Source organism: Fictibacillus sp. UD, assembly GCF_043558025.1.
GTDB lineage: Bacteria > Bacillota > Bacilli > Bacillales > Fictibacillaceae > Fictibacillus.
In genome coordinates, this window is sequence record NZ_JARUHH010000023.1 from 21,846 (window position 1) to 35,564 (window position 13,719).

The window sequence follows — 13,719 nt, forward strand, 5'->3', positions numbered from 1 at the left end:
GGCCTGCTTTAGATAGGAGAAAGTTACATGTCACTGTTAGGAACAATAGTAAATGGTATTGCCATTGTTGCAGGAAGCTTTTTAGGTTTGTTTTGGACAAGAATCCCTGATCGATTTAAAAATACGATTTTACAAGCGATGGCTTTGGCTGTAACAATCTTAGGGATTGGTATGGGACTTAAAAGTGAGCAATTTTTAATTGTAATTGCGAGTCTAGCCATTGGTGGTGCTCTTGGTGAATGGTGGAATTTAGAAGATCGGCTGAATGCGATCGGCAAGTGGCTTGAAAAGAAGGTAGGGAAGCAAGATAAAGGATCGGTTGCGACGGGCTTTGTAACGGCTACACTTGTTTTTGTGGTTGGAGCGATGTCCATTGTTGGAGCGCTAGACAGCGGGTTAAGACAGCAGCATGATGTTCTTTATACGAAAGCATTGATCGATGGATTTTGTGCCATTCTTTTTACCTCAACACTTGGTATCGGAGTGATGTTTTCCGCGATACCGGTCGTCTTATATCAAGGTGCTATAGCACTTTTAGCTACACAGATCGATCGATTCGTTCCGCAAGAACTAATGGATGCCCTTATCGTAGAAATAACAGGAACAGGCGGAATCATGATCGTAGCGATTGGATTGAATTTACTAGGCATCGCAAAAATCCGCGTGGCGAACCTTCTTCCGGGGTTGCTGGTTGCTACAGTGCTTGTATTTATCGTTGAAAAATGGGATAACATTCTTTCCTTTTCACAAGGTCTGCTATAAAAAAAAGCCGCTTCTATTTCAGTAGAAGCGGCTTTTTTTATTGAATTTTATAAATATCTTGAGAACGTGTATCTGTTCCTGCAATCATGTTTTTTTGTTGGATTTTTTTTCGTAAGCAAGCCATATGAAGGGAATCTGCAATTAAATCGGCCATTTTCATGACGATACTGAGCCTCGTATTCTGAAGGACAAAGTATTCCATAAATCCGCTTACGTTTACGATACCTGTAATATGCATATCGCCAACAGGCGGCAGCTGTTTGTTCACGCCTGCACCTGGTTTTACGGGTCCATCATTAATAGATACCATGCCAACATGATTTAACCGGCCTAAACAGGCATCAATTCCAATAACAAAAGCACCCGGATGTTCGGTTTCAATCATTTTCAGCTTTTCCTCTAGATTCACGGCATGAACTGGATCATCAAGTGTGCCGTAAACAAAAAACGGAAATGTATCTTTATTGTGCAATTTTGTACCTACAAGAGGGCCTAATGCATCACCTGTTGATCGGTCGGTCCCTATACAGACAACGACGACCGGCTGATGGTTTGTTTCCGGAAGCATAGGTAAAATTTGTTCTGTAATTCTGATCATGGCTTCCTTATCTTCGTGGTGCAATTTATATTGAATGGGTTTCCCTAGTCCAAGCTTCCGTTTGAGGAACATGACATCCTCTCCTTTATAATGGTTCTACTAGTATACGGAAGAAATCCTTTTGTTATACATGGTAGAATAGAATAATCACAGACTTTTGTTTAAAGTCTATACCCGTTTCATGTGTACTCGTAACTCGAGAAGTTTTTCATGCACTGATATTTGATATTCTCGGTAAAAGCTGATTAAATAATTTCATAATCAAAGAGAGGACGGAGACGACATTGGAAGGTACTGATTTACCTAAAACAGCAGAACAGGCTGTAACCTTCTTTTCCGATAAAGAATGGTGGACAGGCATTGCCACAACAGGATTTAAGATCGTAGGAATCATCTTACTGGCAATCATATTCAAATATATTGTAAAAGCAGCGATCGCTAATATCTTTAAAGTCCGATTGAAATCTCCTTTACGTTTAAGCGAGAGGAGAGAGAACACTTTATTCCGGCTCCTAGATAACGTAGCTTCCTATGTTATCTATTTTGTAGCGATTTTGACCATCTTAACCGAGTTTGGCGTAGATATAAAAGCAATTCTTGCCGGGGCAGGTGTTGTTGGTTTAGCAATCGGTTTTGGTGCTCAAAGCCTTGTGAAGGATATCATCACTGGATTTTTCATTATATTCGAAAACCAGTTCTCTGTAGGCGACACCGTACGAATTGCAAGTTTTGAAGGAACAGTGGAAGAAATCGGTCTGAGAACAACAAAAATAAAAAGCTGGACAGGAGAATTGCATATCCTGCCGAATTCGTCTATCACAGAAGTTACGAATTTTTCCGTTCATAACAGTATTGCTGTTGTTGACTTAAGCATTGCGTATGAAGAGGATATTGATAAAGCACAAAACATTATTCAAGAGGTCGTTAAAAACGCAAAACCAAATTACCCTGAAATGGTAAAGGAACCAGAAGTACTAGGTGTTCAAATGTTAGGTGCCTCTGAAGTTGTGATTCGTGTTACCGCAGAGGTACTTCCGATGACACACTTTAAAATTGCACGAGAGCTTCGTAAAACCCTAAAACATGAACTTGAAATAGCAGGTATAGAAATTCCTTATCCGAAAATGGTCACTTATCAGAAAGAATCATTGCCAAAAGAACAAAAATAAAGGAGAGCTGATGATGCAGCAAAAAGAATTTCACCTTCATGATGAAGTGGAAATGAAAAAACAACACCCATGTGGAACAAACCGATGGAAAGTGATTCGTATGGGGGCGGATATTCGAATTAAATGCATGGGTTGTCAGCATAGTGTGATGCTGCCAAGAGCTGAATTTGCTAAGAAAATAAAGAAAGTCTTGTTATCACCTGGAGAGTGATCAAGGACTTATCTAATAAAGTTTCACGTGGAACAATGCATCCATTCGTTATTCCATTTGATTATTGGATTGAACATAATGAAAAAAGAGTCAAGAATGAGAGCCGGGAAGCACCACCCGGTTCTTCTTGTTTTTTAAGGTGAGAAAACCTATAATTGGGAAGGATATTTTTTTAACTGAAAAGTCTCGGGCATCCGAGCTTTATATAAAACAGAGGAGTGAATGAACAGTGGCTCTTACAACTGGAATCGTAGGTTTGCCGAACGTTGGTAAATCTACATTATTTAATGCTATTACACAAGCAGGTGCAGAATCTGCTAACTATCCGTTCTGTACAATCGACCCGAACGTTGGAATCGTAGAAGTGCCTGATCACCGTCTTCAAAAGTTAACAGAATTGGTACAGCCGAAAAAAGTAGTACCTACAACTTTTGAATTTACGGATATTGCCGGAATCGTAAAAGGTGCGAGCAAAGGGGAAGGGCTAGGTAACAAATTCTTATCCCACATTCGTCAAACTGATGCGATCTTACAGGTTGTTCGCTGTTTTGATGATGAAAACATCACGCACGTTCACGGAAAAGTAAATCCGATCGATGATATCGAAGTAATCAACCTTGAGCTTATCTTTGCTGACTTAGAGTCTATCGACAAGCGTATTGCGCGCGTTGAAAAATTAGCAAAATCAAAAGACAAAGAAGCGGTTGCTGAGTTTGCCGTTCTTTCAAAAATCAAGGAAGCACTTATGCAAGAACTTCCTGCTCGAAGTGTTGACTTAACACCTGAAGAGAACAAGATTGTTTATGCGATGCACTTATTAACGATGAAACCTATTCTTTATGTTGCAAACGTGAGCGAAGATGAGCTTTTAGAAGGAACAAATGAGCACGTTGAAGCGGTTAAAGAGTATGCAGCACGTGAAAATGCAGAAGTAATCGTAATCTGTGCAAAAGTAGAAGAAGAGATCGCAGAACTTGATGGCGACGAAAAGATGGCTTTCTTAGGTGAACTAGGAATCGAGGAAGCGGGGCTTGATAAGCTGATTCGCGCTTCTTATTCCCTTTTAGGCTTAGCAACTTACTTTACAGCAGGTGTTCAAGAAGTACGTGCTTGGACGTTCCGTAGAGGCATGAAGGCTCCTGCATGTGCTGGAATCATCCATACGGATTTCGAAAGAGGGTTTATCCGTGCAGAAGTCGTTGCTTATGATGATCTTATGGCTGCGGGCAACATGGCAGCTGCCAAAGAAAAAGGGAAAGTTCGTCTAGAAGGTAAAGAATATGAGATGAAAGATGGAGATGTAGTACATTTCCGTTTTAACGTTTAATAAAAAACGACTGGGAAGAGGTTGATTTCCGTTTCAGGTGCTCGCTTTCCGCGGGGCGACCGGTGAGCCCCTTGCCGCTTTGCGCCTTTAAGGGTCTCACCTGACCGCTCTTCCCGCAGGAGTCTCACACCTTTCACTTCAATCAACTTGTCAGTGAAGTTATTTACAACACTATTTCAAAAGCAATAAAGAAATAGCCAAAGTAAAATAGAGAAAAACGGAGGAAAAGCAGTCGCTTTTCCTCTTTTTTATGCTTAATTCTAAAGTAAGCTTGTTTTATGCAACATCTTTTGATATAATTCTTTATTGTGAGTTAATTGTCAACAAATACTGTTATGATGATTTTCTCCTTGCCCGAAATAAATGTTTTGGGCCGCTTAGACCAAAAGGAGGTGAACGGAATGAAAAAGTACGAAATTATGTACATCGTCCGTCCGAATATCGAAGAGGAAGCTCTTAAGTCAACGAAAGAACGCGCTAAAAGCATCCTAACTGACAACGGTGCGGAGATCGCGAACGAAAAGGAAATGGGTAAAAAGCGTTTAGCTTACGAAATCAATGACTTCCGCGATGGATATTACACGCTATTGGAAGTTAACGCTCCAAACGAAGCGATTAATGAATTCGACCGTCTTATGAAGATCAACGAAGATGTTCTTCGTTTCATGACAATCGTAGACGAAAGAAATTAATCCTTTAAGGAGTGGTTCTGAATGCTAAATCGAGTAGTACTGGTGGGACGTTTAACAAAAGACCCAGAATTAAAGTACACTCCAAACGGTGTGGCTGTTGCTAACTTCACACTTGCTGTCAATCGACCTTTTTCGAATCAGCAAGGTGAGCGCGAAGCAGATTTCATTAACTGTGTCGTATGGCGTAAGCCCGCTGAAAATGTAGCGAACTTCTTGAAAAAGGGATCGCTTGCAGGAGTGGATGGACGTTTGCAAACTCGTTCTTACGAGAACCAGCAGGGTCAGAGAGTGTATGTTACTGAAGTAATGGCAGAAAGTGTTCAATTCCTTGAACCTAAAAACGCTAATGCTGGTGGCCAGCAATATCAAGGCAACAGCAACAACTTTGGTGGACCATCAAATGACCGCGGATTTGGGCAGCAAAATCAGAACCGCAGCTATGGAAGTGACAACGGCTTTGGAGGACAGCAACAACAGCAGAATCCAAAACGTAATAACTTCAACGATGACCCGTTTGCAAATGATGGCACGCCGATCGACATCTCTGATGACGATTTGCCATTTTAAACTAACGTAAACTATGAATCGGAATATATAAAATAAATCTAAAGGAGGGGACCAACTATGGCTGGACGTCGTGGTGGACGCCAAAAGCGTCGTAAGGTTTGTTTCTTCACTGTAAACAAAATCACTTACATCGACTACAAGGACACTGATCTTTTAAAGCGTTTCGTTTCTGAGCGCGGTAAGATTCTTCCTCGTCGTGTAACTGGTACATCTGCTAAATATCAACGTCAATTGACTCGTGCGATCAAACGCTCTCGTCACATGGCATTGTTACCATATGTATCTGAATAAGATCGTTTAAAGAGCGCAGCTGGGTTTTCCTGGCTGCGTTTTTTTGTGTCTGAAAACAGAGTGTAAATCTATTTGGATGATATGTGTGATATGACTTAGGTGAGGGGTATAAGGGGCTTGATAATTGTCGAGTGACATCGACTCACCGATATATGGTCAAAACTCGCTGGATTAATCCCAAAACTCGCCGTAAAAATCCCGAATTTCTAGGATTATTTTCAAAATTTCTTGAATTAAGGGTATTGATACCCCATCCAGTATAAGTAAAGATAAGCTTTAAGAGCCAAAACTCGTGAAAAAACAATTAAAATTTGGGGATTGATCATTGTTTTCTCTTAAAATGCAGCTTACAGGTCTTCAAATCACCCCCGAGCAACCATTTTATGCTCCATTCCGTGATAAATCAGCTGGATTTGGATTATTTTTGTACGTTTCCACCCTTTTCTATCCTTCCAAACATCCAACTTTCCATAATTTGTTTACTTCTCTTCAAGTACGTCTATGCTAGAATTATCGTTTAAGTTGAATATTAGCGGCTATGTCACTACAATTAAAACATATGAAGAATTTTATGAGGTGAATCATGCGCAATACTAAAGTATTGGTGGAAGGTGCCGTCATTTCAGGCATTTATACGCTTCTTTTTTTAATCAGTATGTACATACCGTTTTTCAGTCTTTTTTCGTTATTTATTTTGCCGCTTCCGTTTATCATCTATCTATACAGACACGATCTTAAAGCGGGAATGCTTCTTTGGGCAGTCACTTTTGGTGTGTCCCTGGCATTTGCGGGGCTTAACGGTATAATTGTAACCCTGTTCTCTGGTTTGACTGGAATTGTGATGGGGGAACTTTATAGAAGGAAAAAATCTGCTTTCGCTGTTCTGCTTGGCGCCAGTCTCTCGAACATACTAAATATGCTGGCAACGCTTGTTATTGCTCAAGTGGTCATGGGGATTAATTTTGTAAAAGAGTTAGAGACGCAGTTTCAAAGTGCGATAGGCACTGCAGAGGAGTTTTATAAAACAAGCGGTCAGGATCCTTCTCAGATTGAAAGGTTTAAAGAGCAAGCGGAACTTATTCCGATGATGCTTCCAACATATATTATTGGAGGAGCTGTCATTCTTGCTTTTTTAACACATATAGCTGCTAGAATGCTTATGAAAAGAATGCGGTATGATGTTCCGTCCTTTCCGCACTTTCGGGATTGGAACCTGCCAAAATCGTTTTTGTGGTATTATATTATAGCGATTGTTTTAACGTTTAGCACGCCTGAAAAGGGCACGGCTTTATATATTGTAACGATAAATTTGTATATGATATTATCGTTTGTACTTATAATTCAAGGTTTCACAGTGATTTTTTATTATGCCTGGATAAAGAATTGGAAAAGAAAAAGAATCATATTGTTGATTATACTTTTGTTTCTGCTGAATTCTTTCCTGCCGATTCCTCTGGAAGTCGTTAAATTCTTAGGTATAATTGATTTAGGTTTTATGATTAAAAAACGGTTGAAACCAAAACAGTAGGAGCTGAAAGTATGCCAAAGTTTTTGCTAAAACGGTGGCATGGTTATCCCGTCATCGCCTTATTTGTTACTTCTGTTGTGCTGGTTAGCATCATCACGTATTTTCACTGGATGATCGGAATGGCAGGCTTTGTGCTATTAGGCGGCTTATTTTATTATGCCATGAAAGCCGAAGCGAGTTTTCAGGAGGAACTGGGTGATTATATTTCTACGCTCTCTCACCGCTTGAAGAAGGTGGGAGAAGAAGCATTGATGGAAATGCCGATTGGGATTATTTTGTATGATGAGGATTTTAAGATTGAATGGGCAAACCCATACATGGGCTCCCTTATAGAAGAAGAATCCTTTATCGGGCACTCTTTAAACCATGTTTCAGAAGAACTGATTCCTTATATTAAAACTGACGCTAAGGAAGAAGTTATTAAAATCAATACACATAGATTTCAAGTGAACTTTAAAAAAGAAGACAGACTGCTTTACTTTTTTGATGTTACCGAGCAGTTGGATCTTGAACGGCTGTATGACGAAGAACAGACCGTAATGGCAATCATCTATCTCGATAACTATGAAGAAGTAACACAAGGATTAGACGATCAATTTCGTTCAACGATCAATTCAAAAGTAACTTCAGTGCTGAATGGTTGGGCGAACGAGCATGGAATCTTCTTAAAACGAACTTCTTCAGAGCGGTTTTTAGCGGTATTTAACCAGCGCATTCTATATGAGTTAGAAAAAAATAAATTCAGTGTGTTAGATGAAGTGCGAGAATCAACTGCTAAACAGAACGTTTCGTTAACGTTAAGTATCGGTGTAGCAGCAGGAACTTCATCGCTTCCTGAGCTTGGCCAGCTTTCACAGTCGAGTCTGGATTTAGCTCTTGGACGCGGTGGCGACCAAGTAGCGATCAAACAGACAAACGGGAAAGTCCGCTTCTACGGAGGTAAAACGAACCCGGTTGAAAAGCGTACACGCGTACGTGCACGAGTTATTTCACATGCGTTGAGTGAATTGGTGGCAGACAGCGATAAAGTGATCATTATGGGGCACAAGAACCCAGACATGGACTCGATCGGTTCTGCTATCGGAATATTGAAAGTCGCTCAAGTCAATGGAAAAGACGGATATATCGTTCTCGATCAATCCGATATTGATATTGGTGTTCAGCGATTAATGGATGAACTGAAAGAGACAGAATCCATTTGGAAGTATTTCATCTCACCTGAAGAGGCACTGGAGATTGCTTCTCGTGACACGCTGTTAGTGGTAGTTGATACACATAAACCTTCTATGGTTATTGAAGAAAAGCTTTTAACGAAGCTCGACCATGTTGTCGTAATCGACCATCACCGCCGCGGAGAAGATTTTATTAAAGACCCTGTTCTTGTTTACATGGAGCCATATGCGTCTTCAACAGCAGAGCTCGTAACCGAACTTTTAGAATACCAGCCGAAACGACTGAAGATGCGTATGCTTGAAGCAACAGCACTTCTGGCAGGTATTATCGTAGATACGAAAAGCTTTACCCTCAGAACGGGATCTCGTACGTTTGATGCTGCGTCCTATTTAAGAGCACATGGAGCAGACACGATTCTTGTTCAAAAGTTTTTAAAAGAAGACTTAAATACGTATACAAGGCGTTCTAAGCTGATTGAGAACGCTGATATCTATAGAAAAGGCATCGTTATTGCCAAGAGTTCTCCTGATGATGCCTACAATCAAGTAGTAATCGCTCAGGCTGCAGATATTTTATTAACGATGAACGGCATTCAAGCATCCTTTGTTATTTCAAATCGAATTGATGGCAAAGTAAGCATCAGTGCCCGTTCACTTGGGGACATCAACGTACAAATGATCATGGAAGGACTCGAAGGCGGAGGACATCTTACAAACGCTGCCTGCCAGATTGAAAACAGTACGATTGATGAAGCAGAGAAACACTTAAAGAGGATAATAGATGAGTATATTGAAGGGGGAGAAGAGGAATGAAAGTAATTTTTCTTCAAGATGTGAAAGGTAAGGGCAAAAAAGGGGAAGTAAAGAACGTTTCAGAAGGTTATGCGCGTAATTTCTTATTTCCTAAAAACTTAGCTTCAGAAGCTACTTCAGGGGCAATGGCTGCACTTCAGGGCCAGCAGAAGAGCGAAGAGAAAAAACAGCAAGCTCAACTGGAAGAAGCTGAAGCATTAAAAGCAAAACTTGCTGAGATGACAATCACGATCAAAACAAAAACAGGCGAGGGTGGCAGAGTATTTGGCTCTGTAACGAGCAAACAGATCGCAGACGGCTTGAAAGAGCAAGGGATCAAGATCGACAAGCGTAAAATCGAGCTGGCTGATCCGATTAAAGCGCTCGGTTACACGAATGTTCCGATTAAGATTCATTCGCAAGTAACGGCTACAGTAAAAGTACACGTAACAGAAGAATAAAAAGCCGGGAGTTCCCCGGTTTTTTTGCGGGCACTGTAAGAGGTTGATCTCCGTTTCAGATGCTCGCTTTCCGCGGGGCAGGCGGTGAGCCCCTTGCCGCTTTGCGCCATTAAGGGTCTCACCTGACCGCTCGTCCCGCAGGACAAGGAAGGCTACGGCAGCGACACATCGCACGAAGAAAATTTGAAATTTAATTTTCGAGGAGTCTCGCACCTTACACTCCAATCAACTTGTCAAAGAAGATATAAGAAAAACCAATAACTTTTATTATAGAAGAATCTTTAATATAGAGAAAAAAAGTAAAGAAAGGAGGAACTAATATGAGTGATTTATTTGCTGACCGCATACCACCGCAAAATATTGAAGCTGAGCAGGCTGTTCTTGGTGCTATCTTTTTAGAGCCCGAAGCTCTTATCACCGCCTCAGAAATCCTGCTGCCTGAAGATTTTTACCGTGCGACTCACCAACGAATCTATCGTGTGATGCTCGATCTTAACGCAAAAGGTGAACCCGTCGATTTGATTACTGTCACTTCAGAACTGCAGGATAAAAATCAGCTCGATGAAGTGGGCGGATTATCTTTTTTATCGGAGCTTGCTGATAGTTCACCAACAGCTGCGAACATCGAGTATTACAGCAAGATTGTTGAGGAAAAGTCCCTTCTGCGCCGTTTGATTCGTACTGCGACTGACATTACAGCGAACAGCTATGCGCGAGAAGAAGAAGTAGAAGCGATTCTGAACGAAGCAGAAAAATCAATTTTAGAAGTAGCAAATCGTAAGAACACGAGTGCCTTTACAGCCATTAAAGATGTATTGGTGCATGCATATGACAACATTGAAGCTCTTCATAACCGTAAGGGAGACATTACGGGGATCCCAACGGGCTTTAACGACTTAGACCGAATGACTGCAGGATTTCAGCGGAATGACTTGATTATCGTTGCGGCCCGTCCATCAGTAGGTAAAACAGCGTTTGCTCTGAACATTGCTCAAAATGTTGCAACAAAGACAGACGAGAATGTGGCCATATTCAGTCTCGAGATGGGTGCAGAACAGCTCGTTATGCGTATGCTCTGTGCTGAGGGGAACCTGGATGCTCAGCGTCTGCGTACTGGATCTTTGCTTCCTGAAGACTGGCAAAAGCTAACGATGGCAATGGGAAGTCTGTCTGCAGCAGGTATTTACATTGACGATACACCAGGTATCCGTATCAATGATATCCGTGCGAAATGCCGTCGTCTGAAGCAGGAAAAGGGACTAGGCATGATTCTAATCGATTATTTGCAGCTTATTATGGGTAGCGGGAAATCTGGCGAGAATCGTCAGCAGGAGGTTTCTGAGATCTCCCGTTCATTAAAAGCTCTTGCGCGTGAGCTGGAAGTGCCAGTAATCGCACTATCACAGCTATCACGTGGTGTTGAATCCCGTCAGGACAAGCGTCCGATGATGTCTGATATCCGTGAATCAGGTTCCATCGAGCAGGATGCCGATATCGTTGCCTTTTTATACCGTGATGATTATTACGATAAAGAAACGGAAGCGAAGAATATTATCGAAATCATTATTGCGAAGCAGCGTAATGGTCCAACAGGAACGGTAGAGCTTGCCTTTGTAAAAGAATACAACAAATTCGTTAACCTGGACCGGCGGCACGATGAGAGTGCCATACCGCCAGGCGCATAGAAAAAAGCAGCTGGAGATTATTCCGGCTGCTTTTGCATTTCTATAAGTTCTTTTTCCGCCATCCAATTTTCGATCCTGCTTTTGACTTTGTCTTTTTGAAAGGTCTGCCACTCTTCAAGCAAGTCCAGTTTTTTCACTTTTTCCGTAAAACGTTCAAAAGGCTCATCTTCATTCAGTGCATGCAATAACTCGCTGTTTTGATGATGACTTTCAAATTCAACCATCCAGCTAAAAGATTCAACATTCATCACTTTTGGAATCTCAATGAATCGCTCTGGTTCATTTGGGTCTAAAAACTCTAGATTTGGTAGACCGCCCGGTTCGATCGCATCGAGCAGGATAACTTGTTCGCTTCTGTCTAAATAATATATGTGGTTAGCTTTATGGTCCATATACGCAACCATTAATTTTTCGATAAACAAAGGAATCATACCTCCTAAACAAGGTGAATACTACAGGATACGATAGAGTTTTTGATCTTTTGACTATGGAATTGTAAATATATTACGAACGAAAGTGAATTTATATGATTTAATGTTCGTGTTTTTGATTGACTTTCCTTAAATATATTGCTAAACTAAGCATGGTTTTTAAGATTAGATGATAAATTTCGTCAATCGTTAATTTCATGGAGGTGCAACCATGTCATCAGTAGTAGTAGTGGGAACACAATGGGGAGATGAAGGAAAAGGTAAGATTACCGATTATCTCTCGGAAAAAGCAGAAGTAGTAGCTAGATATCAAGGCGGAAACAACGCTGGTCATACAATTGTTTTTGAAGGTAAAAAGTATAAGCTTCACCTTATTCCATCTGGAATCTTTTATAAAGATAAAATTTGTGTGATCGGTAACGGAATGGTTGTCGATCCGAAAGCTGTTCTTGAAGAGCTTGCATACCTTCACAGCCACGGAGTAAGTACGGATAATCTTCGTATCTCTAACCGTGCGCATGTAATCCTTCCTTATCATCTTCGTCAAGATATCTTGGAAGAAGAAAGCAAGGGAGCTAACAAGATCGGTACGACGAAAAAAGGTATTGGGCCAGCATACATGGACAAAGCTGCGCGTATCGGAATCCGTATCGCAGACCTTTTAGATCGTGAAGAATTTGAAGAAAAACTTGAGCGCAACTTAGCGGAAAAAAATCGTTTATTCGAACGCATCTACGAATCAGAAGGATTCACAAAAGAAGAGATTCTAGATGAGTATTATGAATACGGTCAACAAATCAAAAAATATGTAGTAGATACATCAGTTGTTCTGAACGATGCATTAGACGATGGCCGTCGTGTTCTTTTTGAAGGTGCACAAGGTGTAATGCTTGATATCGACCAAGGAACATATCCTTTCGTAACTTCATCAAACCCTATCGCAGGGGGAGTAACGATCGGTTCTGGTGTTGGTCCGTCTAAGATCAATCATGTTGTAGGTGTTTCAAAAGCCTATACAACACGTGTTGGTGATGGTCCTTTCCCAACTGAGCTTCATGATGAGATCGGTAACCAAATTCGTGAAGTTGGCCGTGAGTACGGTACAACGACGGGACGTCCGCGCCGTGTCGGCTGGTTTGACGCTGTTGTAGTTCGTCATGCTCGCCGTGTTTCAGGAATCACGGATCTTTCTTTGAACTCAATCGACGTTCTAACAGGTATTGAAACATTAAAAATCTGTGTAGCATACAAATACAAAGGTGAACTAACTTATGAATTTCCAGCGAGCCTTAAAGAGCTTGCTCAATGTGAGCCTGTATTTGAAGAAATGCCAGGCTGGACTGAGGACATTACAGGAGTTAAGGATCTAGGAGAGCTTCCAGAAAATGCTCGTCACTATGTTGAGCGTATCTCACAAGTAACAGGCATTCCGCTTTCGATCTTCTCAGTAGGACCAGACCGTGCACAAACAAACATGGTAAGAGGCGTATTTGCTTAAATCATAATCGGAGGCCCCTTGGAAACAAGGGGCTTCATTTTTTTGGAAGACATCATTTTTTTTGTGAAAATCACTTCATTTAGAGGTGATAGTAGAGCGATTAAAAGTTTTTTTGAAAAATAAATTAAAAACATATTGCCAAAGTCTCTATATCGTGATAAAGTAACACTTGTCGTGAAAAAACGACAAACGTTTTAAACAAGTACGAGCTGTAGATTAGTCATGAGCGTTACAACGTGATCTAACAAAAAATTTGCACGAGCCATTAGCTCAGTCGGTAGAGCATCTGACTTTTAATCAGAGGGTCGAAGGTTCGAGTCCTTCATGGCTCACCACTTTTTCCTAAAAAAGTGGCCCGTTGGTCAAGCGGTTAAGACACCGCCCTTTCACGGCGGTAACACGGGTTCGAATCCCGTACGGGTCACCATTTCTTTTTAACTTGAATAAAAGCTTTTAAGTGGACTCGTGGTGTAGTGGTTAACATGCCTGCCTGTCACGCAGGAGATCGCCGGTTCGACCCCGGTCGGGTCCGCCA

The 13,719-nt window shown here is 41.2% G+C and carries 15 protein-coding genes and 3 tRNA genes; 15 read left to right on the forward strand and 3 right to left on the reverse strand.

The genetic code is table 11. From position 1 onward, the window contains the following. Positions 1–27 precede the first annotated feature (27 nt). The gene (locus P8610_RS19675; RefSeq protein WP_289493832.1) at positions 28–762 is read left to right on the forward strand and encodes a DUF554 domain-containing protein; all 735 of its coding nucleotides are present in this window, start codon (positions 28–30) and stop codon (positions 760–762) included. Positions 763–799: 37 nt separating this feature from the next. Here the strand turns inward: P8610_RS19675 and yyaC are convergent, their stop codons facing one another. After that, on the reverse strand, positions 800–1,432 hold the full coding sequence (yyaC, locus tag P8610_RS19680) for a spore protease YyaC (protein WP_394605889.1): 633 nt from the start codon (positions 1,430–1,432) through the stop codon (positions 800–802). A 212-nt stretch (positions 1,433–1,644) separates the two neighbouring features. On the opposite strand from yyaC, the gene P8610_RS19685 reads away from it, so the two are divergent. From P8610_RS19685 to ychF, 3 genes are all read left to right on the forward strand, one after another. Next, positions 1,645–2,529 carry a mechanosensitive ion channel family protein gene (locus tag P8610_RS19685; RefSeq protein ID WP_394605890.1) on the forward strand — a complete coding sequence of 295 codons (885 nt, stop codon included), beginning with the start codon at positions 1,645–1,647 and terminating at the stop codon, positions 2,527–2,529. A 13-nt stretch (positions 2,530–2,542) separates the two neighbouring features. Next, the gene (locus P8610_RS19690; protein ID WP_289497552.1) at positions 2,543–2,740 is read left to right on the forward strand and encodes a DUF951 domain-containing protein; all 198 of its coding nucleotides are present in this window, start codon (positions 2,543–2,545) and stop codon (positions 2,738–2,740) included. 229 nt (positions 2,741–2,969) lie between these two features. Then, positions 2,970–4,067, forward strand: coding sequence for a redox-regulated ATPase YchF (gene ychF, locus P8610_RS19695; protein ID WP_289493836.1), 1,098 nt, complete (start codon positions 2,970–2,972; stop codon positions 4,065–4,067). On the opposite strand, the gene P8610_RS19700 is transcribed toward ychF, so the two are convergent. Beyond that, complete coding sequence (locus tag P8610_RS19700; RefSeq protein WP_394605891.1) at positions 4,064–4,195, reverse strand: hypothetical protein; 132 nt, start codon at positions 4,193–4,195, stop codon at positions 4,064–4,066. The two genes, ychF and P8610_RS19700, sit on opposite strands and share 4 nt — an antisense overlap. 273 nt (positions 4,196–4,468) lie before the next feature. On the opposite strand from P8610_RS19700, the gene rpsF reads away from it, so the two are divergent. From rpsF to dnaB, 7 genes are all read left to right on the forward strand, one after another. Further along, entirely contained in the window at positions 4,469–4,759 is a 291-nt protein-coding gene (rpsF, locus tag P8610_RS19705; RefSeq protein WP_251322128.1) for a 30S ribosomal protein S6, read from the forward strand. A gap of 21 nt (positions 4,760–4,780) precedes the next feature. Then, complete coding sequence (ssb, locus tag P8610_RS19710) at positions 4,781–5,326, forward strand: single-stranded DNA-binding protein (RefSeq protein ID WP_066399530.1); 546 nt, start codon at positions 4,781–4,783, stop codon at positions 5,324–5,326. Between the two features lie 57 nt (positions 5,327–5,383). Continuing rightward, positions 5,384–5,617: a 30S ribosomal protein S18 gene (gene rpsR / locus P8610_RS19715; protein ID WP_066399523.1), complete on the forward strand. Its 234-nt coding sequence runs from the start codon at positions 5,384–5,386 to the stop codon at positions 5,615–5,617. A 583-nt stretch (positions 5,618–6,200) separates the two neighbouring features. Continuing rightward, positions 6,201–7,145: a YybS family protein gene (locus tag P8610_RS19720; RefSeq protein WP_394605892.1), complete on the forward strand. Its 945-nt coding sequence runs from the start codon at positions 6,201–6,203 to the stop codon at positions 7,143–7,145. 11 nt (positions 7,146–7,156) lie between these two features. After that, a complete protein-coding gene (locus tag P8610_RS19725; RefSeq protein ID WP_394605893.1) occupies positions 7,157–9,130 on the forward strand; it encodes a DHH family phosphoesterase in 1,974 nt (657 codons plus the stop codon). Then, positions 9,127–9,570 carry a 50S ribosomal protein L9 gene (gene rplI / locus P8610_RS19730; protein ID WP_394605894.1) on the forward strand — a complete coding sequence of 148 codons (444 nt, stop codon included), beginning with the start codon at positions 9,127–9,129 and terminating at the stop codon, positions 9,568–9,570. The genes P8610_RS19725 and rplI overlap by 4 nt, the downstream gene beginning before the upstream one ends. A 320-nt stretch (positions 9,571–9,890) precedes the next feature. Then, positions 9,891–11,255 (forward strand): replicative DNA helicase, encoded by a 1,365-nt coding sequence (dnaB, locus tag P8610_RS19735; protein WP_289493847.1) that lies wholly within the window; start codon positions 9,891–9,893, stop codon positions 11,253–11,255. Positions 11,256–11,272: 17 nt separating this feature from the next. Here dnaB and P8610_RS19740 read toward each other — a convergent pair whose 3' ends face one another. After that, positions 11,273–11,677, reverse strand: coding sequence for a UPF0158 family protein (locus tag P8610_RS19740; RefSeq protein ID WP_394605895.1), 405 nt, complete (start codon positions 11,675–11,677; stop codon positions 11,273–11,275). Positions 11,678–11,897: 220 nt separating this feature from the next. Here P8610_RS19740 and P8610_RS19745 point away from each other — a divergent pair, with 220 nt between their 5' ends. The 4 genes from P8610_RS19745 to P8610_RS19760 all read left to right on the forward strand — a co-directional run bounded on the left by P8610_RS19745 (position 11,898) and on the right by P8610_RS19760 (position 13,719). Next, the gene (locus P8610_RS19745; protein WP_137791304.1) at positions 11,898–13,184 is read left to right on the forward strand and encodes an adenylosuccinate synthase; all 1,287 of its coding nucleotides are present in this window, start codon (positions 11,898–11,900) and stop codon (positions 13,182–13,184) included. A gap of 259 nt (positions 13,185–13,443) precedes the next feature. Further along, a tRNA-Lys gene (locus P8610_RS19750) sits at positions 13,444–13,519 on the forward strand. Positions 13,520–13,536: 17 nt separating this feature from the next. Further along, a tRNA-Glu gene (locus P8610_RS19755) sits at positions 13,537–13,611 on the forward strand. 32 nt (positions 13,612–13,643) lie between these two features. After that, positions 13,644–13,719 (forward strand) — tRNA-Asp (locus P8610_RS19760).